The 23,442-nt window shown below is 44.0% G+C and carries 22 protein-coding genes and 1 pseudogene; all 23 read left to right on the top strand.

The window, feature by feature from the left end; genetic code table 11:
* Window positions 1-5: 5 nt before the first annotated feature.
* A complete protein-coding gene (locus HLI_RS16285; protein WP_128525970.1) occupies window positions 6-500 on the top strand; it encodes a flagellar protein FlgN in 495 nt (164 codons plus the stop codon).
* A gap of 18 nt (window positions 501-518) precedes the next feature.
* Complete coding sequence (flgK, locus tag HLI_RS16290; protein WP_128525971.1) at window positions 519-2,060, top strand: flagellar hook-associated protein FlgK; 1,542 nt, start codon at window positions 519-521, stop codon at window positions 2,058-2,060.
* A gap of 11 nt (window positions 2,061-2,071) precedes the next feature.
* On the top strand, window positions 2,072-2,953 hold the full coding sequence (gene flgL, locus HLI_RS16295; RefSeq protein ID WP_128525972.1) for a flagellar hook-associated protein FlgL: 882 nt from the start codon (window positions 2,072-2,074) through the stop codon (window positions 2,951-2,953).
* 152 nt (window positions 2,954-3,105) lie between these two features.
* A pseudogene (locus tag HLI_RS16300) lies at window positions 3,106-4,303 on the top strand (IS3 family transposase).
* Between the two features lie 583 nt (window positions 4,304-4,886).
* Window positions 4,887-5,438 (top strand): DUF6470 family protein, encoded by a 552-nt coding sequence (locus HLI_RS16305; protein ID WP_128525973.1) that lies wholly within the window; start codon window positions 4,887-4,889, stop codon window positions 5,436-5,438.
* 2 nt (window positions 5,439-5,440) lie between these two features.
* The gene (fliW, locus tag HLI_RS16310) at window positions 5,441-5,887 is read left to right on the top strand and encodes a flagellar assembly protein FliW (RefSeq protein WP_128525974.1); all 447 of its coding nucleotides are present in this window, start codon (window positions 5,441-5,443) and stop codon (window positions 5,885-5,887) included.
* Window positions 5,874-6,101 carry a carbon storage regulator CsrA gene (gene csrA / locus HLI_RS16315; RefSeq protein WP_128525975.1) on the top strand — a complete coding sequence of 76 codons (228 nt, stop codon included), beginning with the start codon at window positions 5,874-5,876 and terminating at the stop codon, window positions 6,099-6,101. Before fliW ends, csrA begins: the two co-directional genes overlap by 14 nt.
* A 123-nt stretch (window positions 6,102-6,224) precedes the next feature.
* On the top strand, window positions 6,225-7,430 hold the full coding sequence (locus tag HLI_RS16320) for a flagellin N-terminal helical domain-containing protein (RefSeq protein WP_128525976.1): 1,206 nt from the start codon (window positions 6,225-6,227) through the stop codon (window positions 7,428-7,430).
* A 241-nt stretch (window positions 7,431-7,671) separates the two neighbouring features.
* The gene (flaG, locus tag HLI_RS16325; RefSeq protein WP_241655872.1) at window positions 7,672-8,040 is read left to right on the top strand and encodes a flagellar protein FlaG; all 369 of its coding nucleotides are present in this window, start codon (window positions 7,672-7,674) and stop codon (window positions 8,038-8,040) included.
* Window positions 8,041-8,052: 12 nt separating this feature from the next.
* Complete coding sequence (locus HLI_RS16330; protein ID WP_128525977.1) at window positions 8,053-9,594, top strand: flagellar hook-associated protein 2; 1,542 nt, start codon at window positions 8,053-8,055, stop codon at window positions 9,592-9,594.
* 22 nt (window positions 9,595-9,616) lie between these two features.
* Window positions 9,617-10,006, top strand: a complete 390-nt coding sequence (gene fliS, locus HLI_RS16335; protein WP_128525978.1) for a flagellar export chaperone FliS — start codon at window positions 9,617-9,619, stop codon at window positions 10,004-10,006.
* On the top strand, window positions 10,006-10,356 hold the full coding sequence (locus HLI_RS16340) for a flagellar protein FliT (RefSeq protein ID WP_128525979.1): 351 nt from the start codon (window positions 10,006-10,008) through the stop codon (window positions 10,354-10,356). The genes fliS and HLI_RS16340 overlap by 1 nt, the downstream gene beginning before the upstream one ends.
* Before the next feature lie 13 nt (window positions 10,357-10,369).
* Entirely contained in the window at window positions 10,370-10,753 is a 384-nt protein-coding gene (locus tag HLI_RS16345; protein WP_128525980.1) for a DUF8042 domain-containing protein, read from the top strand.
* 555 nt (window positions 10,754-11,308) lie between these two features.
* Window positions 11,309-11,869: a ribosome hibernation-promoting factor, HPF/YfiA family gene (gene hpf / locus HLI_RS16350; RefSeq protein ID WP_128525981.1), complete on the top strand. Its 561-nt coding sequence runs from the start codon at window positions 11,309-11,311 to the stop codon at window positions 11,867-11,869.
* 297 nt (window positions 11,870-12,166) lie between these two features.
* Complete coding sequence (locus HLI_RS16355) at window positions 12,167-12,349, top strand: hypothetical protein (protein WP_128525982.1); 183 nt, start codon at window positions 12,167-12,169, stop codon at window positions 12,347-12,349.
* Window positions 12,350-12,470: 121 nt separating this feature from the next.
* On the top strand, window positions 12,471-14,990 hold the full coding sequence (gene secA, locus HLI_RS16360) for a preprotein translocase subunit SecA (protein ID WP_128525983.1): 2,520 nt from the start codon (window positions 12,471-12,473) through the stop codon (window positions 14,988-14,990).
* A gap of 67 nt (window positions 14,991-15,057) precedes the next feature.
* A protein-coding gene (prfB, locus tag HLI_RS16365; protein ID WP_128525984.1) for a peptide chain release factor 2 occupies window positions 15,058-16,162 on the top strand; the annotation gives its coding sequence in 2 pieces (ribosomal slippage) (window positions 15,058-15,129 and window positions 15,131-16,162; 1,104 coding nt in all).
* A gap of 234 nt (window positions 16,163-16,396) precedes the next feature.
* Window positions 16,397-17,236 (top strand): YitT family protein, encoded by an 840-nt coding sequence (locus HLI_RS16370; protein ID WP_431357405.1) that lies wholly within the window; start codon window positions 16,397-16,399, stop codon window positions 17,234-17,236.
* 51 nt (window positions 17,237-17,287) lie between these two features.
* A complete protein-coding gene (gene cccB / locus HLI_RS16375) occupies window positions 17,288-17,692 on the top strand; it encodes a cytochrome c551 (RefSeq protein ID WP_128525986.1) in 405 nt (134 codons plus the stop codon).
* A gap of 238 nt (window positions 17,693-17,930) precedes the next feature.
* A complete protein-coding gene (ftsE, locus tag HLI_RS16380; RefSeq protein ID WP_128525987.1) occupies window positions 17,931-18,617 on the top strand; it encodes a cell division ATP-binding protein FtsE in 687 nt (228 codons plus the stop codon).
* Between the two features lie 258 nt (window positions 18,618-18,875).
* Window positions 18,876-20,375: a S41 family peptidase gene (locus tag HLI_RS16385; RefSeq protein WP_128525988.1), complete on the top strand. Its 1,500-nt coding sequence runs from the start codon at window positions 18,876-18,878 to the stop codon at window positions 20,373-20,375.
* Window positions 20,376-20,469: 94 nt separating this feature from the next.
* The gene (locus tag HLI_RS16395) at window positions 20,470-21,660 is read left to right on the top strand and encodes a PDZ domain-containing protein (RefSeq protein WP_241655873.1); all 1,191 of its coding nucleotides are present in this window, start codon (window positions 20,470-20,472) and stop codon (window positions 21,658-21,660) included.
* Window positions 21,661-22,286: 626 nt separating this feature from the next.
* A complete protein-coding gene (locus tag HLI_RS16405) occupies window positions 22,287-23,129 on the top strand; it encodes an ABC transporter ATP-binding protein (protein WP_128525992.1) in 843 nt (280 codons plus the stop codon).
* The last annotated feature ends 313 nt before the right edge of the window (window positions 23,130-23,442 follow it).

Raw genomic sequence — 23,442 nt, forward strand, 5'->3', positions numbered from 1 at the left:
TTAACATGACGATCGACACGATCATAAACCATATGGAACGATTGAAGCAGCTTCATGAAAGTTTACACGTTCTTTCGAAAAAAAAGACAGAGGCACTGAAGAAGAATGACACAGCTGCCATCCAGGGGCTCATGACCGATGAGCGCAAGCATGTCCAGGCGATTGAAAAGATTGAAAAGCAGCGCATCAAAGATGTAGATGCATGGAGCGCAAACAGAAACCTGCCGTCCGAACAACCGACGATTTCCGATTTGATCGGACTCCTTGAAGGGGAAGAAAAGGATCAGCTGCAGCAAGCCTATGATGAGCTGATCCTCGTGCTTGCTGAATTGAAGCAGCAGGAACAGTTGAATTCAGAGCTGACGAAGCAGTCACTGCAGTTCATCAACCTATCCCTTGATATGCTGCAGCCATCCCTTCAATCGATGAACTACGGAAATCAAAACGAGCAGAACTCTGGTCAGAAGCCGAAGCGCTCGGTGTTCGATTCGAAAGCTTAAAGTAGAGGAGAAAATATCATGGTATCAACTTTTCATGGACTTGAAGTGGCAAAGCGTGGCCTTTTCACTCAGCAGTCCGCTTTATATACGACCGGCCATAACATTTCGAATGCAAATACAGAGGGCTACACGAGGCAGCGCGTCAATTTTGAACAGACAGGACCTTACCCACCGGCATCACGTAACCGTCCGGAAATTCCCGGCCAAGTGGGGAGCGGTGTCGAGGCAGGCTCGATTGAACGAGTGAGAGTCGGGTTCCTTGACCAGCAGTATCGTGGCGAAAGCAGTAAGTCCGGCTATTATGACACACGTTCTGATGCATTGGGAAGGCTGGAGAACGTGATGAATGAACCCAGCGAAGATGGCCTTGCGAAGACGATGGACCGCTTTTGGCAATCATTGCAGGACTTGTCGGTCAATCCTGAGGACTCCGGTGCGCGCTCTGTTGTACGCCAACGCGGACAAGCCGTAGCAGATACGTTCAACTATCTTTCGAACACGATCCAATCCATGCAGAAGGATATCAAAACAGAGGTCGGCGTCACAGAAAAAGAAATCAATTCACTGGCCAGTCAAATCAATAACATCAACCAGCAAATCGCTGAAGTGGAGCCACACGGCATGGTACCGAACGACCTGTATGATGAACGGGATCGCTTGGTGGACCAATTATCCGAGCATGTGAACATCGAAGTGAAATACGAAGACACGCCTTCCTCTGCAGACCCACTGGCTATGGGAAAAGCGAGCATTTCAATCGTCGGGAACGATGGTCAACCAATGGAGCCGCCAGCTACACTTGTGAATGGAGCGGCAAATGAAGTGAATACACTAAAGGTCAATTATGCCGATGGGGAAGTCCACGCAAGCAGCATTCAGGTAGGAGATAATGCTTCCTATGCGGTTGAAGACTTTTCTTCTCGAGGTAAATTGACTGGTTTGCTTGATTCCGGCGGCTATATGCAAGACGGTGAGAAACAAGGAAGTTATTCACAAATGCTTTCAAATCTGGACCGGATGGCGACAGGCTTTGCACGAGAGTTCAACAATGTCCATACACAGGGAGAGTCCTTGAATAGCATTGAAAATGGCGATGAAGTCCCTAACTTCTTCAATATTGATATGGAAGCAGAAGGAGTCATCGAAGGCGTAGCGGGGACCATTGATTTGACCGATGAAATCAAAGCGGATGGTGACCATATTGCAGCAGCTGTCTCAGATCAAGCTGGAGACGGAGAGAATGCTTCTAATTTAGCTGATGTACAAAATGAACCGAATGAAATCTTTGGCGAAGAAACATCGATGGACAGCTTTTATGAATCGATGATCGGTACGATGGCTGTGGAAACGCAGGAAGCGGAGCGGATGTCCCGCAATGCAGGAACACTTAAAGGTTCTGTCGATGAACAAAGACAATCGGTCAGTTCTGTATCATTGGATGAAGAAATGTCAAACATGATCAAATTCCAACACGCGTACAATGCAGCGGCGAGGAATATTACGGTTGTCGATGAAATGCTTGACCGGGTGATCAATCAAATGGGACGAGTAGGAAGGTAGGTGAATGACTGATGCGCGTAACACAAAGTATGCTTTCGAATAATATGCTGCGTAACTTGAGCGATAGCTACGCAAACATGGGCAAATATCAAGAACAACTATCCACAGGGAAGAAGATTTCACGGCCTTCTCAGGATCCGGTCGTGGCGATGAAAGGAATCAATTACCGTTCACAAGTGAGTGAAGTAGAGCAATTTCAGCGTAACATCGGTGAAGTCCATAACTGGATGGATAATAGTGATGCAGCCTTAGATAAAACGACAGAAGCGATGCAGCGGGTCCGTGAACTGACCGTTCAAGCGAGCAATGATACATACGATGAAGGTCAGCGTGAAAATATCGCTAAGGAAATTCGTCAGCTGAAAGAACATATCGGTTCCATCGCCAATACGGAAGTGAATGATAAATTCATTTTTAATGGATCGAATACGACTGAAGCCCCTTTTGATATGGATGATTTAGAAGGTTCTGGCCCTCCAGGGAATGACCCTGTCAATATCGAAGTTTCCGCTGGTGTCAAACTGCAGACAAATGTTACACCAGGGAACGTGTTCAACCAGGAACTTTTTGAAGACCTTGAAAACTTCGCCTCTGCTTTGGAAGGTGATACAAACCAGGGAGAACTTGATGATTTTATTGAAAAGTTCGATGGTCACATCGGAAATATCGTCAATGAACGTGCCGACTTAGGAGCGCGTATGAATCGCGTCGAACTGATTGAGGATCGTTTGGAATCCCAAAAAGTGAGCGCGACGAAGATGATGTCCGAGAACGAAGACGCGGATATTGAGAAAGTGATTACGAATTTGAAAACGCAGGAAAGTGTCCATAGAGCGGCGATGGGCGTCGGAGCCCGGATCATCCAGCCGACGCTGATGGATTTTCTAAGATAAGGCTGTCTCGCTTTGAGGCAGTCTTGTTTTTTGAAATCCAAAGAGTTGGTAGGGGTGGAATGTACTCGCTTTCCGCGGAGGTACGGTCCAGCCTCCTCGGGCTAAATTGAAGCGACCCCTTATTGTTGGACACTTTCAAAGAGGTGTCTAAAGTGACGAAATTTGGTTCAGAACTGAAATTACAAATTGCTAAACGCTACTTACAAGGATTCATCAGTTATAGGGATTTAGCGTCAGAAACAGGTGTTGATGATTCATCTATTCGCTATTGGGTGAAGTTGGTTCGACATCATGGTGATCAAGCCTTTGTTTTTCCCTATACAAACTATTCGCCTGCCTTTAAACTGGAATTAATTCAATTTATCGAACGAACGGGTTGTTCCATTCGGGAGGCATCGGCGATTTACCATATTCCTGACTCTTCTATGGCTCGAAGGTGGAAGGAAAAGTGGAAAAAAGGTGGATACGATGCCCTTGGATGTATGAAAAGGGGTCGAAAGCCGTGGCGGAAAAGAAAAACAACACCGATGAGTCTATTGAGTCAGTTAAGAGAGAGAACGAACAATTACGTGCGGAGAACGCTTATTTAAAAAAGTTGAATGCCTTAGTTCACGAGAAGGAAAAATCGGCACAAAAGAAAAAGCGCAAGTAATCCAAGAACTAAGACACGCATTCCGCCTCCAAGTGCTGATTAAGGTCGCCGGCCTAGCACACAGTACCTTTTATTATGCCAGTAAAAAGCTAAGCCAGCCCGACCCTGACCGCAAGTGGAAAAGAAGGGTTCTCTTCATCTATAATACTCATAATGGCCGTGTAGGATACCGTAGAATTACGGACATCCTCGTGAGAAAAAATTATAAGGTTAACCACAAGAAAGTCTACCGAATCATGGTAGCGCTGGGCATTGCATGTCAGGTTAACCAAAAGAAATACGTCTCTTATAAAGGGAAGGTTGGGAAAACCGCCACCTTAGGCGAAAGACCGACTTTTTCTCTTGTAGAGGAGATGCTTGACCAAGCACTGGAAAAGAAGGAGGAACACGAAGATCTTCTCATCCATTCGGATCAAGGTTGGCATTACCAAATGGCTCAGTTCCGAAAGAAACTTCAAGATCACAACATCACTCAAAGTATGTCTAGGAAAGGGAACTGTCATGATAATTCGGTGATGGAGAATTTTTTCGGCATCTTTAAATCGGAATTCTTATACTATGAAGAATTTGATAGTATTCAACATTTCAAAGATCGTTTTGAGACATATATGCATTACTACAACCATCTTAGAGTCAAATCCAGGTTAAAGGGAAACAGTCCTGTCTTAGAAAGGCAAATGTATGAAAAAGCAGCATAAACTATGTGTCCAATTTTATGGGGTCAGCACAAATGCCCTGTGGGGTCTAGACCAGCACACTACTTCCGCAGGAGTCTCGCACATTCCACCCCAACCAACACCATATAAAGGTGCATCAATAAGTAGCCAAGAAAACCTTTTATTATAAGGAAAGCCTAAAACTCCCTTGCCTTTAAAAAAGTTCTGTTCATCTTAATAGCATGAAGGGATTGGGGAAACGAAACACCTCCAGTTCCCCGACGTCCCTAGTCTAATGAATAAACTTGGAATAGTAGGCATTGTATCTGCCCTGTCGGAGTGTTTTGAACAATGGGAAGTTCTTTTAATAATTGATTCTCTTATTGATTTAAAAAGGTTTCTTTATACTTATTATAGTAATGGGGGATGGGAAACGGCGGGATTCCTGCGGGAAAGGATAGACTGGCGAGATCCCGGAGAGCTTTAGCTCGAGGAAGCTTGCCGTCTTCCCCGCGGAAAGCGAGTTGTTTCCCCATCCCCTATTCATCTAAACAAAAGCGAAGAAACCGGTCTTCAATATAAGGCGAATAGAATACAATCGAACCATAGAAGGAGGGGAACATGGATGAACATTCCAAAGCTTCAAATTCAGTCGACTCCAGGAAGGATCGGACTTACTACCAATAAACCTCAGCAAACCATTCGTCAGCCGAAAGCAGAGCAATCGATCCGACAGCCGGGCGCGGATATGTCGATTGAGCAGAGGCCGGGAAAGCTGACGATCGATCAGACGAATGCCTGGCATAACCTCGACTTGAAAAATGTGCTCGTCCGCAGTAAGGAACTTGTCGGTATTGCTGAGCAGAAGTGGAGGGAAGGTCTTGCCCGTGTTTCTCGTGAAGGCGATGAAATGATGCGCATTGAAAATGGGGGCAATCCGATTGCCGCTCAAGCGAAGCGAAATGCAGGTTTTGATTTCACTTTCGAACCTGGCGGGCGTCCGGTGTATGAGCTCGTGGATCTTAATTATCAGCCTGGAGGTGCGGATATCTCTATAAACCGCCGTGAACCAGAGATCGATGCGAGAGTTCGAAAACCAGAACATACATACAATCCCGGTAATGTTGATGTACGGATGGAACAAATGCCAGACTTGAAGATAGATTGGAAGGTGTAAAAATGAAAGTAGAAACGAAATATTTCGGTACGGTTGAAGTGGATGCAGAGGAATTGATAAGTTTTCCTCACGGCCTGCCTGGGTTTGAAAGCTTTCACTCGTTCGTGCTACTCCCAGTGGATGAATTAGGAACCTACTTCGCTTTGCAGGCGGTAGATGAAGCGGGACTCTCCTTGATTGTAACCAACCCCTATATTTTTTATAAAGACTATGCTTTCGACATCGACGAACAAGAGCTTTCACTGGAGAAACCGAATGATGTCGCTGTATATAATGTTGTGACATTAAAGGATCCCTTTGAAAAGTCTACGTTAAATCTTCAGGCCCCGATTGTCATGAATGTTCGCGAGCGCATCGCAAAACAAGTCATCTTAAATGACGCTAACTACCAAACGAAGCATCCTCTGACCCAGTCTAATAAAGGCGGTGAGTCGCATGCTCGTCCTTAACCGTAAGGAAGGAGAATCTGTCAGAGTAGGTGACGACATCACTATAAAAGTTGTCGGAATCGAAGGTGGCCAGGTGAAACTAGGGATCGAAGCCCCGAAGCATATTGGGATTCACCGGCAGGAGATTTATGTTGCGATTGAAAAAGAGAATGCAGAAGCGGCGAATGTGTCAGAAAATCTTTTAAATCTATTAAAAAATACCAAAAAAGATTAAAGTCTTAGCAAAGTCGGTCGATATAAGTAATGTAAAACATTACATAAGTCGGCCGACTTTGTTTTGTAACTAGAGGATGCCACAAGGATGTGGGGTCACTTATTTCAAGGAGGAATTTTTAAAATGAGAATTAATCACAATATTGCGGCGCTTAATACGCACCGTCAACTAGGTCAAGCAAACCAGGCCAACCAAAATTCAATGGAGAAGCTTTCTTCAGGTCTTCGTATCAACAATGCTTCTGATGATGCAGCAGGTCTTGCGATTTCCGAGAAAATGCGTGGTCAGATTCGTGGACTTGAGCAAGCCCAAACAAACGCTCAAGATGGTATTTCCATGATTCAAACAGCTGAAGGTGCTTTGAATGAAACCCATGATATCCTTCAACGTATGCGTGAACTTGCTACTCAAGCTTCCAACGATACTAATACAGAAACTGACCGTGGTGAAATTCAAAAGGAAGTTAACCAGTTGACTTCTGAAATCAATCGTATCGGAAATACTACTGAGTTTAATACTCAAAATTTACTAAACGGTGGGGGAGAAATTACTTCTGTAGATGTAACAGAGGATACAGTGAGTGTAGCAGGCGGTGCATCAGGAGAGTATTCATTTGACTTAGGAAATAGCATTAATTCTGGTGATGTAGTTACAATAGGTGATATCACATTGACTGAGGGCACAGACTTTGATTTAGGCGCAGATGCTAATGAAACTGCTTCCAACATTGCGACAGAATTGGGAACTGAAGGAACATACACTGCGACAACGACTGGTTCTACAATTGAAATTACCGAGAATACAGCCTCTGGTGAAGACGCTCCATCAGTTTCAGTTGCTACTCCTGGCGCTGGTGAAGGATTTGAAGCAAGTTTCCAAGTTGGAGCTAATGAAGGACAAAGCATGTCTATTGAAGTAGATGATATGAGAGCAAATGCACTTGGTTTGACAGGTGAGGCAGGTACTGGAAATTTCACAGAAACTAATAGTGTTACTGATGGAACAGACAATACAAATGTTGAAGCTGCTCTTGATGTTTCTACTCATGAGAAAGCTTCAGAAGCTATTACGAAGATCAATGATGCAATTGAACAAGTATCAGCTCAACGTTCCGACCTTGGTGCATACCAAAACCGTTTAGATCACACAATCAACAACCTTGGAACATCTTCTGAAAACCTAACTGCTGCGGAATCTCGTATCCGCGACGTTGATATGGCGAAGGAAATGATGAACCAAACGAAACAAAGTATTCTTTCTCAAGCTTCTCAAGCTATGCTTGCAAAAGCGAATCAACAACCACAAGGAGTTCTTCAACTTCTGCGTTAATAATGTTACAAAGGCCCTCGACTTCGAGGGTCTTTTTCTACGTCCAGGCATATTTTTGCTAATTCACTATTAGTTAAACCAGTACATGCTTGCAATGACTGTAAATAGTTTACGTTAGTTGATGTAATATGACTCTTAGAATTTTTTCCGCAAATAGTGCCCCTTTGCATTAATCCATTTAATAATTATTACTTCTAACCGATATAAAAAGAAACTACATATCGTTAGGGAGTTGTTGAAGGTGGATGTAAGAAATCTTATTACCCAAACACAACTTCTGCAGAGAAATAGCTTACAACTTGGCGGCCGTTCAACTGTTCAGAAGCATGAACCATTGGAAAATGAAAGAGTAAAAGAAGACTATAAAGAATATTCAACAGGCGATGAAAAAGAAAAATTGAAACAGGCATCAGAGGATATGAATGAATTTTTCAAAGCTGTACATACCTCGTTGCGATTCGAGTTTCATGATAAATTAGAAGAATACTATGTAACCATCGTAGACAGTGACACACAGGAAATAGTGAAGGAAATCCCTCCGAAGAAGATGCTGGATATGTATGCATCGATTGCGGAGCGTCTTGGGTTTATTGTTGATGAAAAAATATAGGTAGGTGATCAAATGAGTGATATGCGTATTGGTGGACTCGCTTCTGGGATGAATACGGATCAGATTATCAAGGACTTGATGAATGCTGAGAGACAGCCGCTTAACAAAATGGAGCAGGACCGTGAATGGCTGACCTACAAACGCGATGCTTATCGTGATGTGAATAAACAGCTTTCTGAGCTGGATACGATGGCTTTCGATATGAAACTAGAGCGTTCTTATAACTCTAAAGATGTAAGTTCTTCAGGTTCCGCTGTAGCTGCGACGGCGTTGTCCAGTGCAGATGAAGGCAGCTATAAGATGGGAGTTTTAGAACTTGCAGAGGCTGCTTATAATTACAGTGAAAGTGGCATTAGTAACGGTGAGTTCGATCCAGATGACTCGTTGGAAAATCAAAAGGGTAACCTGGTCAATGGAATTACACTTGATGATACTTTTTCCATTACGACATATGGTGAAGGTGGAGAAGAAACAACTGCCTCTTTCGATGTAACTGGTGATAAGTCTCTTAATGATATTCTTGGAGAGATCAATGACTCTGAGTTAGGTGTCCGTGCCTTTTATGATAAAGGGGCAGATAAAGTGATGCTCGAGCGTACGGAGACTGGCGATTTCAATACAGATGAAAGTAAATTCCTCGGAGCAGAAATCGGCTTTGATGGATCTTCAGCTTCATTCTTAGCGGATACACTCGGTATCAGAAATGGTAAAAATGATGGTACTGGATGGGAGTTGAATGAGAAGGGCGGTACGGATGCCCGGTTCACTTATAACAATTCATTCGAGATGAGCTCCCATACGAATGATTATTCCCTGAATGGTGTCAACTACACATTCAATGAAGTCGGCACCTCAACGGTCAGTGTCTCTAACAATGTTGATGATTCTTTTGAAAAAGTAATGGATTTTGTTGAAAAATACAATAAAGTCATTGAGAATTTGAATGGGAAAACAGAGGAGAAACGCTACCGTGATTTCCAGCCTTTGACTGCAGAACAGAAAAAGGATATGGAAGAGGAAGAAATTGAGCTTTGGGAAGAAAAGTCTAAAAGCGGAATGCTTAAAGGCGATTCAGTTGTCAGCGGTGCACTGAGCAGCATGCGACAGAATTGGTATTCTCCTGTGGAGACGGACGGGGAATATAGTATGGCCTCGCAAATCGGTATTACGACAACGTCCAATTACCGTGAGGGCGGGAAGCTGGAAGTTGATGAGGATCAACTGCGTCAAGCATTGAGAGATAATCCTGATTCTGTTGCCAAACTTTTTTCAGGGACCGACGCCAATCCTGGCATCGCACGCCGCCTGGAGTCATCAATAGAGAACGCGACCAATTCCATCGAGCGGAAGGCCGGGAAGCCGACCAGTTTAGATAACAACTTCATGTTAGGAAAGCAAATTGAAAATATTAATGACGAAATGGATTCATTTCAGGATCGGTTGACATCCATTGAAAATCGCTATTGGCGTGAATTCGGTGCCATGGAACAAGCAATACAAAAAATGAATTCGCAGTCCGCCTACATTATGCAGAATTTCGGCGGTGGAATGTAACAATAAAAGGAGTGCTGGCTAGATGTCTATTCAAGCCTATCAAAATAACTCAGTGGAAACAGCTTCCCCAGGGGAACTGACGATGATGCTCTATAATGGGTGTATCAAGTTCATTAAAATTGCTAGAAAAGCAATCGAAAATAAAGAAATCGAGAAGAAAAACACCAATATCCAAAAGGCACAGAAAATCATCCAGGAGCTCATGGTTACGATGGATCAGCAATATACTGTGACACAGGAAATCATGCCGTTGTATGATTATATGAATCGTCGTTTGTTGGAAGCGAATACGAAAAATGATGTAGAGATCCTTGATGAAGTCCAGGGTCTTGTCGAAGAATTTCGCGATACGTGGAAGCAGGTTATTTTACAGTCGAGAAAAATGCAGTACGGCCAGGGTGGCAATGCCTGATGAGTGTTTGGACTGAGTTTTCCTCGATAACCAAGAAACTGGATGAGGTCGTCCACCAACAAGTGACCGAGAAGAATCGAACAGCTCTCATAGAGGAAGTGGAGGTTCTTTTGGATAAACGTGCCTCAATGCTTGAAAACCTGCCAGAGCCCTCCCAGGAAGAGAAGCCACTGGTAAAAGAAGTCTTACAGAGGGACTTGAAAATCAATCAGAAGTTAGAGTTTCTTTTTGATGGATTGAAGGGTGACATGCGCAACATGAAAAAACAAAAATCCAGTAAGCAGCGCTATATCAATCCGTACCAAAGTGTGTCAGGCTATGATGGCATGTATTTAGACCATAAAAAGTAGAATAGGTGATTTTTTGTCAGAACTAACGTCAGAGCAGCATCATATGCTAGAGCAATATGATCAGCTTTTGAACACGATCAGTGAAGGACTGGAATACTTAGAAAACAACATTACAGAAGAAGCTCCACCACAGACTCAGCAGGTTTTCGAAGATATGCTCCTTGGCCTCGAGCAGGTGAGCCGCAGTCATGACCAAATGGGGATCCTGTTTGAAGAGAGAGAAGAAGTTCAGCCTTTGATTGTGGATTTCCATGAGATTGTTCAACTCTTGCAGGGATGGTTTGAGCTTGGTACGAATGAGGAAAAACGCCGTCTGTTAGTCGAGAAAGTCGTTCCAGCATATGAAACGTGGCGAACCCAAATGCAGGCGTTCGTAAAACCTTATATTGCTCATTGATCAGGTCAGGCGTCTACTTTTGGTAGGCGCTTTTTTTCGTTCGGACAAAATAATAGGTACGTTGGACAGATTATCCGTGGTCCCGGACAAATTAACTGCTAGAGTGGAAAGATTAGTGGATTCCATGGACTGATTCTCCAAATCTATGGCTCAATTCCATCTATTTTTGGACAGATTACGCAAAAGCGGAAAGCCATTACGATCGGTCAGTTGATAAACTCGACCTTTTGTCGATCCCGTAGAGGGAAGCCCTAATCTACTTAATAGTTTTGAGTGCATTAATTATTTCAATCATGTAGATAATTTGTCCAACCTATTTATTAATCCTGTCAACCAATTACATAATCTGTCCAAACCGCCAAATCACCCACAACAACTCTAATCATGGAAAAACCTATCAAATTCTGTCCGCAATTTCCCTTATCCTCCCGCCGTTTCATCACCTTCCAACAATTATCGACATAAATTTGACAAAATATTTAGAAAGTTTATGCAGGAATGCCTGTGGGTATGATAGAATATATATCACATAAGGATGAAAGGAGGACACTTCTAATGCTACAATACAACATTCGTGGTGAAAACTTGGAAGTGACGGATTCTATTAAAGAATATGTGGAGAAAAAGGTGGGCAAGCTTGAACGCTACTTCGACACTCCCCCGTCTTCTGAGGTACACGTTAACTTAAGTGTCTATAATGATGAGCAGACAATCGAGGTCACAATCCCGATGAAGAATCTACTTCTTCGTGCTGAGGAACATAACACAGATTTATACGCTGCCATCGACCTTGTGGTAGATAAATTGGAACGTCAAATTCGTAAGCATAAAACGAAGGTGAATCGTAAGTTCCGCCAAGAGGGTGCTCCGAAATACGTCTTTGCCGAACTTGAACGTGAGGCGCAGCAGGAACAGCTCCAACAAGAAGAAAGTGATTTTGATGTAGAAATCGTAAAAACGAAACGCTTTGACTTGAAACCGATGGATAGTGAAGAAGCGGCGCTGCAAATGGATATGTTAGGCCACAACTTCTTCGTCTTTACAAATGCGAATACTGATGAAACGAACATCGTTTATAAACGTCGTGACGGCCGTTATGGTTTGATCGAAACTTGATATTGATAGAATCATAGAGAAGCACTCCTGCTGTGGCAGGGGTGCTTTTTAAATGTTCACTGTCCGCCGTCCATTGTATCTCTGGACCGGTTTTGCTCTTTCCTGTTTTGATAATAACTTGGAGTGTAATCGTCTCATAATATAAGTATCCATAAGTAGACTCTTTTTAAACAGGTTTTTGAAGTTTCACTTACAGAAAAAAGCTTTTTCAGCTTACCCGCGTCCCGAAATCACATATTCGCTCATTCGCGGCCATTTCGCAGATATAGTATAAATGAACTAACAGGAGGTGAAACGATGATTTGTAAGGACTGTCATTACATTTATGAACGCTTGAAACAGCAGGAAGAGACCATTGCTCAACTCGTGAATATCATCGGAGCGACGAACCGGCGTCTGACGGAAATGGATCAACGTCAGCTTGGTTTTGAGCATCATATCATCAGAGAACGGCCATCCGTTTTTACCACTCCTACATAATTATCTCTCCTGGGCCCTCCTGCCTGTCTCCTTTATTGTCAGCCTGCTTCTCTTAGTGTTATGATAATATATGGATTACACAATTCAACCGAAGATGGAAATCAATAGAGGAGCGGTTGCAATGCTTGGAACTTTAAAGAAAATATTTGGCGATGGAAATACGCGTCAATTGAAGCGATTGGAGAAAATCGCTGATGATATCGAAGCGATGGAATCGCAAATTGAAAAATTATCTGATGAAGAGTTAAAAAATAAGACAGAAGAATTCAAAGAACGCTATCAAAAAGGCGAAGAGTTAGATGATATGTTAGTAGAAGCTTTCTCGGTCGTCCGTGAAGGCTCTAAACGTGTGTTGGAAATGCGTCCGTTCAAAGTACAGCTGCTTGGTGCGGTTGCTTTACACGAAGGAAATATTGCCGAGATGAAAACAGGTGAAGGTAAAACCCTTGCCTCCACAATGCCAGCATACTTGAATGCGATCACTGGTAAAGGCGTCCATATCATTACCGTGAACGATTACTTGGCAAGCCGTGACGCAACAGAAATGGGTGAACTTTTCCAATTCCTTGGACTGACGGTCGGGTTGAACTCCAACGGCATGTCCAAAGATGAGAAACGGGAAGCCTACAGTGCAGATATCACTTATGGTACGAACAATGAATTCGGGTTCGATTACCTGCGTGACAACATGGTGTTATACAAAGAACAAATGGTGCAGCGTCCCCTTCACTATGCCATCATTGATGAGGTTGACTCGATTCTCATTGATGAAGCACGTACTCCGCTGATTATTTCTGGACAGGCTTCGAAGTCTGCGGATATGTATCAATCAGCCAATGCGTTCGTGCGTTTGCTTGAGCATGAAGAGGATTACACATATGATGAAAAAACGAAAAACGTCCAGCTTACAGAAGAGGGGATCAACAAGGCTGAGCGCTTTTTCAAAATCGAAAACCTGTTCGATCTTTCCAATGTCTCCCTCATACACCATATCAACCAGGGCTTGAAAGCTCACACGTCGATGCAGCGTGACACGGATTATGTGGTGGAAGATAATGAAGTTGTCATCGTCGACCAATTCACGGGTCGTTTGATGAAAGGTCGTCGTTATAGTGATGGACTTCACCAGGCGATTGAAGCGAAAGAAGGTCTGGAGATTCAAAATGAAAGCATGACATTGGCATCTATTACCTTCCAGAACTTGTTCCGTATGTATGACAAGCTGGCTGGTATGACAGGTACAGCGAAGACCGAGGAAGAGGAATTCCTCAATATTTATAACATGCGTGTCATCGTAATCCCGACAAACCGTGATATCGTCCGTGATGACAAAGCAGACCTTGTTTATAAGACGATGGACGGCAAATTCAAAGCTGTTGTGGAAGATATTAAAGAGCGTTATGAAAACGGGCAGCCGGTGCTTGTCGGTACGGTAGCTGTTGAAACCTCTGAAATCATCTCGCGTTATTTGAATAAAGCAGGCGTGCCCCACAACATTTTGAACGCGAAAAATCACTTCCGTGAAGCGGAAATCATTGAAAATGCCGGACAAAAAGGTTCTGTAACCATTGCCACCAACATGGCCGGTCGTGGTACGGATATCAAACTTGGTGATGGTGTCGTAGAAGTCGGTGGACTGGCCGTGCTCGGTACAGAACGTCACGAATCACGCCGGATTGATAATCAGCTGCGTGGTCGTGCGGGTCGTCAAGGGGATCCTGGTATGTCCCAGTTCTACCTGGCGACAGATGATGAATTAATGCGTCGTTTCGCTTCTGACAACATCCGTGGAATGATGGATCGTCTCGGCATGGATGATTCCCAGCCGATTGAAAGTAAAATGATTTCCCGTGCTGTTGAATCAGCCCAAAAACGTGTAGAAGGAAATAACTTCGATGCGCGTAAGACGATTCTTTCCTATGATGACGTACTCCGTCAGCAGCGTGAAGTCATTTACCAGCAGCGTTATGATGTATTGACTTCTGAAAATCTAAGGGAAATCATTGAAAAAATGATTGAACGTACTGTAGCGCAGAATGTTGATGTCCACACGAACGATGATGAAGATGAAAACTGGGAGCTTGGAAGCATCGCTGAGTATATGCGTGCAAACCTGCTTCATGAAGGTGACATCACAGCAGACCACTTACAAGGAAAAGATCCGGAAGAGATGAAGGAACTGATTCTTGAAAAAGTGAAAATGCGTTATGATGAAAAAGAAGAAGAGCTGACAGCAGAACAGATGCGTGAGTTTGAGAAAGTCATCCTGCTTCGTACAGTCGATCAGAAGTGGATGGACCACATCGATCAGATGGATCAGCTTCGTCAAGGTATCCACCTGCGGGCATATGGTCAAAATGATCCGCTTCGTGAGTATAATTTCGAAGGTTTCCGGATGTTTGAACAGATGGTTGCGAATATCGATGAAGAAGTTTCACGTTACGTCATGAAAGCGCAAATCCGCAACAACCTGCAACGTCAGGAAGTCGCACAAGGAGCGAAAGCTGTCTCCGGCAGTGACGGTGAAGAAAGTAAAGAAAGCAAAAGACGCACCCCTTACGTGAAAAAGGACACCGTCGGTCGTAATGACCCATGTCCATGCGGAAGCGGGAAGAAATATAAAAATTGTCACGGGAAATAAGGGGTTGAGGCACTCTCTTCAAGGAGGGTGTCTTCCCTTGTTTATAGAATAAATGGGAGTGATCAGTATGGATATGGCAGAAATTCGTCATGAATTGGATAATACAGCTGAACGATTAGCGGACTTCAGGGGGTCTCTTTGACGTCGATCAAAGGAAAACCCGAATCGCTGAACTAGAAGAGCAAATGACAGAGCCGGGCTTCTGGGAAAACCAGGACACCGCTCAAAAGGTCATCGATGAAGTGAACGGACTCAAAGGCCTTGTCCACACGTTGGAAGCACACGAAGAAACCCACGAAAACCTTGAAGTCTCTTATGAGCTTGTCAAAGAGGAAGATGACGAGGAACTGCGTGAAGACTTAGAAAAAGATGTCCAACAGTTAACTAAAGACTTGAACCAGTTCGAATTGAACATTTTGCTTAGTGAACCCTATGACAAAAACAACGCAATCCTGGAATTGCATCCAGGAGCAGGCGGGACAGAGTCCCAGGACTGGGCAAGCATGTTATTGCGTATGTACACACGCTGGGCGGAAAAGAAAGGCTTCTCTGTCAGCACGATGGATTACCTGCCTGGTGAGGAAGCTGGTGTGAAAAGTGTCACTCTTCTCATTAAAGGTCACAATGCCTATGGCTACTTGAAAGCGGAAAAAGGCGTCCACCGTCTCGTAAGGATTTCTCCTTTTGATTCTTCCGGCCGCCGCCATACTTCTTTCGTTTCTTGTGAGATCATGCCGGAATTCAATAACGAAATTGAAATCGATGTTCGCACAGAGGACTTGAAAATTGATACCTATCGTTCCAGTGGTGCTGGTGGTCAGCACGTCAATACTACCGACTCCGCAGTACGTATCACCCACACGCCGACAAATACGGTCGTGACCTGTCAGTCAGAACGTTCTCAAATCAAAAACCGTGAACAAGCGATGAAGATGTTGAAATCAAAACTTTATCAACTTGAGATCGAGCGCCAACAAGAGCAGCTTGATGATATCCGCGGCGAACAAAAAGAAATCGGCTGGGGCAGCCAAATCCGCTCCTATGTTTTCCATCCATATGCAATGGTGAAAGACCACCGTACGAATACGGAAGTGGGAAATACACAGGGAGTCATGGACGGAGACCTTGATAAATTCATCAATTCTTATCTTCGTTCTAAAATGGATGCCTGATCGACCGGGAGACTCTCACTCAGTGGGAGTCTTTTTGGTCTGTATATAACTTTTTCTCAAGTAAAAGCTATCACCGTACAATAACCTGTTCCTTTACCGTGTTAATACGTTATCCCGCTCTTATTTACAGGGGATAGAGCGAGTGTTATACTCCTTACGGTTTATAAGAGAACGTTCACATAGGGAGAGTAGAACAACATGATGATGATGGCAAAGAAATATCGCAGGGAACCGATGCCACCGGTCCTCAGACATACGCTTGATTATGCTTTGGTTATTTTAGGGGCATTTTTCGTGGCGATTGCATTTAATTTATTTTTATTACCCAATAATATTGCGTCCGGGGGAGTCGCAGGCGTCAGTACCATCACTAAAGGAGTATTCGGCTGGGAACCGGGAGTCGTGCAGTGGATCTTGAACATTCCTTTATTTATCATGGGCGTGGTCATTTTAGGGAAAAACTTCGGCTTCAAGTCTTTCGTAGGGACGGTGACCTTACCGCTTTTCGTCCTGTTGACGAGTGAAATGGCACCAGCGACACCTAATCCGCTTTTAGGAGCTATTTTTGGCGGTATGGGTGTTGGGTTAGGATTGGGGATTGTTTTCCGTGGACGAGCCTCAACGGGTGGAATCGATTTAGCGGCCCAGGTGCTGCATAAGTTCAGCCACCTTCCTTTAGGAATAAGTGTAGCGCTGTTAGACGGAATGATCGTGTTGACATCAGCCATCGTTTTCTCTTTGGAAGAAGGTCTATATGCGTTGATCGGCCTCTTTGCAACGAGCAGGACGATCGACTTTGTCCAGGTCGGATTGAATACATCGAAAAATGTGATGATCATTACGGAAGATGTCAATGAAGTGCGGGAAGCGATTTTCAAACAAATCGACCGTGGTGTGACGGTGCTGAGCGGTGCTGGAGGTTATACAGACAGAGAGCGACGTGTAGTGATGTGCGTCGTCCAGCAAAATGAATTCATCAAATTGACACAAACGGTCAAAATGGTTGATCCGGGGGCTTTTGTCGTCGCAATGAACGCGACAGAGGTGCTCGGGGAAGGTTTCAAAACGAGTTAACTGGGTTATAATATTTCTATATTCTAACAAAATTCCGAGGGGGATTTCGAAATGAAAAAGCTTATGGTTGCCCTATTCATGGGACTCATTCTTGTCTTAAGCGCCTGTGGGGGCGGAGGAGATGAAGAGAATGCTGATGACAACACAACAGAAGAACAAGAAGGCTCGGAAGAAAGCACAGAAGAAGGTGCAGACGAAGGATCTACAGATGGCGGTGAAGGCGAGACAGTAGATGCCCAGGCAGCTGAAGAGGTCTATCAAAGCAGTTGTGCCAGCTGCCATGGTGGAGAGCTTGGCGGTGGCTTCGGTCCATCCCTGCAAAAAGTCGGTGCAGACCATTCTGCTGATGAAATCGTAGAAATCATTCAAAATGGTAAAGGCAGCATGCCGGCTCAAGAAAAAGTTTCTGAAGAAGATGCTCAACTTGTAGCAAGCTGGCTGGAAACGAAAAAATAATATACTTAACAGAAACCTGGTCTTGTACCAGGTTTTTTTATGGTCAAATATGACTGACATATCCTTTGTGAAATTCCGGTTTCCATCAGCCATACCTATCCACTTTTAAGCAATTGAAAAAGAAATGTAATAATTTCATGTCTAAATTTATCGAATATTAATGTTATAATAGAGTTGTTTGTAAAAGAAGCTGAATAGATATTTGTATAATAATAAATGAAATTAAGGTGATTCGCTTATGATAGAGATGCAGGGAGTATATAAAACCTATCCGAATGGAGTCACGGCTCTGAACGGCCTTGATGTGACAATAGATCAGGGAGAGTTCGTTTATGTTGTAGGACCGAGCGGGGCAGGAAAGTCCACGTTCACGAAACTGATCTACCGTGAAGAAAAACCGACGACAGGTACTGTTTTGATCAATGACATAAATACATCGACAATGAAACAGCGCAGAATACCTAAGCTTCGTCGTCAAATCGGCGTCGTTTATCAGGATTTCCGTTTGCTGCCTACATTGACGGTCTATGAAAACGTAGCGTTCGCATTAGAAGTGATTGAAGAACATCCCCAAAACATCAGGCGTCGTGTCATGGATGTCCTTGACCAAGTACGTTTGAAAAACAAAGCCCGCTTCTTACCGGATGAACTTTCCGGCGGGGAACAGCAGCGTGTTTCGATTGCCCGTGCCATCGTCAACCATCCAAAAGTAGTGATTGCCGATGAGCCGACAGGTAACCTCGATCCCGACACTTCCTGGGAAATCATGCACATCCTCGATGAAATCAATTCAGGGGGCACGACGGTTTTGATGGCGACACATAGTCAGGAAATCGTAAATACGATTCGCAGACGTGTCATTGCGATTGAAGATGGCATGCTCGTTCGTGACCAGAGTAACGGTGAATACGGATATGAATATTAGAAAACAAAGACTGTCTCCCATGCAGAGACAGTCTTTGTTTTACATAATCAACGTTATTAGTTAATAACATGGGATAGGGAAGGCTCTTTCATCCAAAAATAGGTAGATAGATGTCTGACGATGTCCTATAATGAAATGGACATGCTGTAGACTATGGAAGCATATCTATAATTCAAGAAGGATCGTACATTTACGGTGAAGGCGCTTTTTTGCTAGGATAGAGGCAATAGGGAAATCCATTATAGAAGGGTGAATGCGATGAATTTGAAACCGCGTTACGTTGCGCTGCTCATGGCGCTTGCGGTCCTGTTGGGAGCGGCAGGCTCTTACATAGGCATAGAATATTTTGCTGGTGGCGTGCAAGAAGAATCGCAATCGGACCAATACGCAGATAAAAATGCAGAAAATTTCGGGAGCTTGTCTGAAGAGGAACAGAAAGAGTTCTTGAAAGATATGTCAGGCAATGCTGATTTGAAAAAAGTAGAACAAGCTTATAACGTCATTCAAGAGAATTACGTAGAGGAAGTAGACAAAAAGAATTTGGTTGAAGGTGCTATCCAGGGGATGCTTGATACCTTAGAAGACCCTTACAGTGTGTATATGGATAAAGAGACGATGGAACAGTTCAACCAGTCGATTGAATCTACCTTCCAGGGGATCGGCGCCGAAGTGAGCATGGTCAATGATAAAGTGACTATCGTCGCTCCTATCAAAGGATCTCCGGCAGAAAAAGCCGGACTCAAGCCGAACGACCAGATTTTGAAAGTGGACGGTGAGAGTGTCGAAGGTCTTGATCTTTATGAAGCGGTTTTGGAAATCCGTGGGGAAAAAGGGACCGAGGTGACGTTGGAAATCGACCGGCCAGGTGTGAGCGATCCGCTGAACATCAACATCACCCGTGATGATATTCCTTTAGAAACGGTTTATACCGATACGAAAACGATTGATGGGAAAAAAGCAGGGATCATCGAAATCACTTCTTTCTCTGAGAAAACGTCTGATGAGTTCCATGAGGCGTTGAAAAAACTAGAGGACGATGGGATGGAAGGACTTGTCATCGATGTTCGTGGAAACCCTGGTGGTTTATTTACAGACGTACAGGAAATTTTGAAAGAGTTCATACCGGATGATCAACCGATCGTTCAAGTGGAAGACCGCAGTGGAGAGAAATCACGTTACTTTTCTGAAACGAAAGAAAAGAAACCATATCCAATCACTGTGTTGATGGATGAAGGAAGTGCATCAGCTTCTGAAATACTGGCCGCTACCATGCAGGAAGCAGGAGGATATGATCTTGTCGGAACGAAGAGTTTCGGTAAAGGAACAGTCCAGCAAGCGATTCCGATGGGTGACGGAAGTACAATCAAGCTGACATTGTACAAGTGGTTGACTCCAGAAGGCAATTGGATCCATGAAAAAGGAATCCAGCCGACGGTGAAGGTGAAGCAGCCGTCCTACTTCTATACGAACCCGGTGGATATTGAAGATCCATTCAAATATAATGATAATCATGAAAAAGTGAAAAATATCCAACAGTTGTTGAAAGGGTTAGGTCATGACCCTGGACGGACAGATGGATATTACAGTAAAGAAACCGAGGCAGCTGTCGAAGCTTTCCAAAAAGAAGCTGATATCCCTGTAACAGGGGAAGTGGATGAAGAGACAGGTGGCAAGTTGGAAGAAGCCATCATTACTGAAGTGAGAAAAGAAGAGAATGACAGACAAATGCAAAAAGCGGTGGAGGTCTTGTTTCAATAAGCAGGAATTTGCCGGTGGATGACGAATTATATCCGTAGTCTATGACTGCGGATTTTTTCGTAGCCTGTCTGTGCTATTGTTTGAAAGGAGAATCATGTTGGACGTTTGGATATGGGAATTTGTAAAAGGCGGCGGCCGGATGTTCACCCTGCCTTTTTTGTACATAGCAATAATTATGATCATGATATTATCAATGAAAAGAATAAAAAAAGAACGGGCAACATTCGGAACCCGTGTGTTTGAACGTTTTTCCGAGTGGAAAGGCACATGGGCTGTCTCATTGATTGCAGGTCTTTGTTTATCGATATTTACGGTAGGCGGAGGGATGGTCCTGTCCTTCCCTTTTCTATTGATGGCGGCTGTTATCATAATCATGTTTAGTCTTTCAGGGAAATTGAACTGGTACTCTCCAGCTTATACTTTAGGCGGCGCGTATCTTGTGCTGCTTCTGCTGCCATATATCCCGGGGGAGTGGCAGGATTCCCCCTGGATGACAACCCTTCAGGAAACACCTCTAGCTGCCATTGCGGCTTTATTGGGCTTTTTCATGTTGGTAGAAGCGATTCTGATGTTGAAAACACCACCGACACAAACGTTTCCGGAGCGGACCAAAGGAAGCAGGGGGATGTGGATCGGTCAGCATAGGGGAAGGAAGATGGCCATCGTTCCCTTTTTCGCACTTGTGCCAGGCGGAAGTATTGAGCCTTTCGCTGATTGGTGGCCTTTATTTTCCATAGCAGGAGAATCTTATGGCCTGATCCTCGTCCCTTTCCTATTGGGATGGGAATGGGTCGTACGTGGCCAGGCGCCGGAGCAAGCTGCCAAAACACTTGGCAGACATACATTTTTACTAGCTCTCCTCGTCCTTGCTCTATCAATCGGCAGCTTTTTCATCGAGATATTATCACTGGCCGCTGTAGTCGTAAGTCTGTTGGGACGAGAAATGATCCATATACTCCATCGCATGAGGGAAGAGAAACCGCCATTCTTTTCTTCTAATCCAAAAGGTGTGCGGATCCTTGGAGTCATTCCAGGCAGTCCGGCATCTCAAATGGGGATGATTCCCGGAGAACTGATTGAACGGGTGAATGGGATGACTGTGAGAAGCGAAACACAATTTTATGAAGCTCTGCAGCAAACAGGGGCTTTCAATAAAATCGAAGTCAGGGACGAATGGGGAGAAAACCGCTACCTTCAGAGAGCGATGTACGAAGGGGAACATTATGAGCTTGGACTTGTTTTCGTCGAACCCCCCACTCATGAAGCTTCAGTAGGATTTTTCTAGTAGAAACCTCGACATATTGAGTGAAATACTCAGTATCGATGCTTTTGTATGCAGAGATGGTGTCTGGGAAGAGGCTCGAAACACCTTCGTGTTTAAAGAGCTTTTGTGATGAAACATATTATCTTAGCTCTTAAGTTTGGTCTATCCACCCAAGAAAAGGCATGTTCACCCTTTAGTGATTTCGAAATACACATATCGCAAGGGTCGTTGGGGAAGGGGGAGACTCCCGTGGGAGAAGGGGCTAGGCGAGATCCCACAGGGCGTTAGCCCGAGGAAGCTTGCCAGGTCCCCCGCAGGAAAGCGAGCTCTTCCCCAACGACCCTAAATCTATACAAGCATCTCGAAATCAGGTCTTCCAGATAACTGCTCCTTTTGTGGACCGCTGTAATAAATTTAACGAAAGCCAGAAGTCTTCACATACAAGGCTTCTGGCTTATTTTGTTCTCATCCTTCCCTTGACCGCATACACTTTTCAAGGATTCACAATGAAAATGATTCTCAAAATCATTGACACAACGATAGCAACCCCATAAACTAGATAATAGAGAAAACATAGAATACGTGAGTTTATATGCAATCCCCAACAGCGATATATTTCGCGAGGACATAAAAGGAGAGGTCAGATTATGGATACCCTGTTGGCAAACAACTTGACTTTAGGCTATGGAGATTCCATTATCATAGATTCATTGGATATTACGATCCCGAAAGGTAAAGTGACTGTACTGATTGGTGGAAACGGGTGTGGAAAATCGACATTGCTCCGTTCAATGGCGCGTCTTTTGAAACCGAAATCAGGCGAAGTCGTTTTGGACAGTGAAGATATATCTAAAATGCGTACAAAAGATGTCGCTAAAAAAATGGCTATCCTACCTCAAAGTCCGACGACTCCTGAAGGCTTGAGTGTTTACCAGTTGGTTAAACAAGGTCGTTATCCCTATCAAGGATTCGCGAAACGCTGGTCGAAGCAGGATGAAGAAGCGGTCAATCGTGCACTTGAAGATACAAATCTGATGGAATTGAAAGAACGTTCGGTCGACTCTCTCTCTGGAGGGCAACGTCAGCGTGCTTGGATTGCGATGACCCTTGCCCAAAATACGGACACTCTTCTACTTGATGAGCCGACGACGTATTTGGATATGACGCATCAAATAGAAATTCTTGATTTGTTGTTCGATTTGAACCAGGACAATGGGCGCACAGTAGTCATGGTCCTGCATGACATTAATCTCGCTTGCCGCTATGCGGATCATATCATCGCAGTAAAAGATAAAACAGTCTTTACCCAGGGTAAACCTGAAGAGGTCGTTACATGTGATATGATGCAGCACGTCTTCGAAATGGTTTGTGACGTAAGAGAGGATCCACTTTTCGGTACACCGATGTGCATTCCTCATGGCAAGGGGCGTTGCCTCATCAAACAAGCGCAGGCAGAAGCTCAGACTCAGCAAAAACAATCGATTGTATAAATGTGATAAGCCATGCGGATACGTCCGTATGGCTTTTTTGGTGTGTAGAAATTTAACAATAGCTTATGAAACTATTGCTATAGGTTTGCTTAAGCCTGATGAGGGACACCCGTTTTCTATCCCCCGTCAATCAGGTTATTTCCTATAATTTGGAACTTCATCTTGTGAGATATGGATAGATTCGACTCTTTATAGAAAATTTTCATAGGTAAAAAGATGGAAATTTAATTTTCAGTTATGGGAAACTTAGTGTAGAATGATAATGAGAAGTGGTAATATTGTATACACATTTGTAAGAAACGATTAAAAGAAT

The organism is Halobacillus litoralis (assembly GCF_004101865.1).
Classification (GTDB): Bacteria; Bacillota; Bacilli; order Bacillales; family Halobacillaceae; genus Halobacillus; species Halobacillus litoralis_A.

Bases quoted from the DNA above. Each gene is read 5' to 3' on its own strand.
- HLI_RS16285 (WP_128525970.1), top strand. From the start codon at position 6: ATGACGATCGACACGATCATAAACCATATGGAACGATTGAAGCAGCTT.
- flgK (WP_128525971.1), top strand. From the start codon at position 519: ATGGTATCAACTTTTCATGGACTTGAAGTGGCAAAGCGTGGCCTTTTC.
- flgL (WP_128525972.1), top strand. From the start codon at position 2,072: ATGCGCGTAACACAAAGTATGCTTTCGAATAATATGCTGCGTAACTTG.
- HLI_RS16305 (WP_128525973.1), top strand. From the start codon at position 4,887: ATGAACATTCCAAAGCTTCAAATTCAGTCGACTCCAGGAAGGATCGGA.
- fliW (WP_128525974.1), top strand. From the start codon at position 5,441: ATGAAAGTAGAAACGAAATATTTCGGTACGGTTGAAGTGGATGCAGAG.
- csrA (WP_128525975.1), top strand. From the start codon at position 5,874: ATGCTCGTCCTTAACCGTAAGGAAGGAGAATCTGTCAGAGTAGGTGAC.
- HLI_RS16320 (WP_128525976.1), top strand. From the start codon at position 6,225: ATGAGAATTAATCACAATATTGCGGCGCTTAATACGCACCGTCAACTA.
- HLI_RS16330 (WP_128525977.1), top strand. From the start codon at position 8,053: ATGAGTGATATGCGTATTGGTGGACTCGCTTCTGGGATGAATACGGAT.
- fliS (WP_128525978.1), top strand. From the start codon at position 9,617: ATGTCTATTCAAGCCTATCAAAATAACTCAGTGGAAACAGCTTCCCCA.
- HLI_RS16340 (WP_128525979.1), top strand. From the start codon at position 10,006: ATGAGTGTTTGGACTGAGTTTTCCTCGATAACCAAGAAACTGGATGAG.
- hpf (WP_128525981.1), top strand. From the start codon at position 11,309: ATGCTACAATACAACATTCGTGGTGAAAACTTGGAAGTGACGGATTCT.
- HLI_RS16355 (WP_128525982.1), top strand. From the start codon at position 12,167: ATGATTTGTAAGGACTGTCATTACATTTATGAACGCTTGAAACAGCAG.
- secA (WP_128525983.1), top strand. From the start codon at position 12,471: ATGCTTGGAACTTTAAAGAAAATATTTGGCGATGGAAATACGCGTCAA.
- HLI_RS16370 (WP_431357405.1), top strand. From the start codon at position 16,397: ATGCCACCGGTCCTCAGACATACGCTTGATTATGCTTTGGTTATTTTA.
- cccB (WP_128525986.1), top strand. From the start codon at position 17,288: ATGAAAAAGCTTATGGTTGCCCTATTCATGGGACTCATTCTTGTCTTA.
- ftsE (WP_128525987.1), top strand. From the start codon at position 17,931: ATGATAGAGATGCAGGGAGTATATAAAACCTATCCGAATGGAGTCACG.
- HLI_RS16385 (WP_128525988.1), top strand. From the start codon at position 18,876: ATGAATTTGAAACCGCGTTACGTTGCGCTGCTCATGGCGCTTGCGGTC.
- HLI_RS16395 (WP_241655873.1), top strand. From the start codon at position 20,470: ATGTTGGACGTTTGGATATGGGAATTTGTAAAAGGCGGCGGCCGGATG.
- HLI_RS16405 (WP_128525992.1), top strand. From the start codon at position 22,287: ATGGATACCCTGTTGGCAAACAACTTGACTTTAGGCTATGGAGATTCC.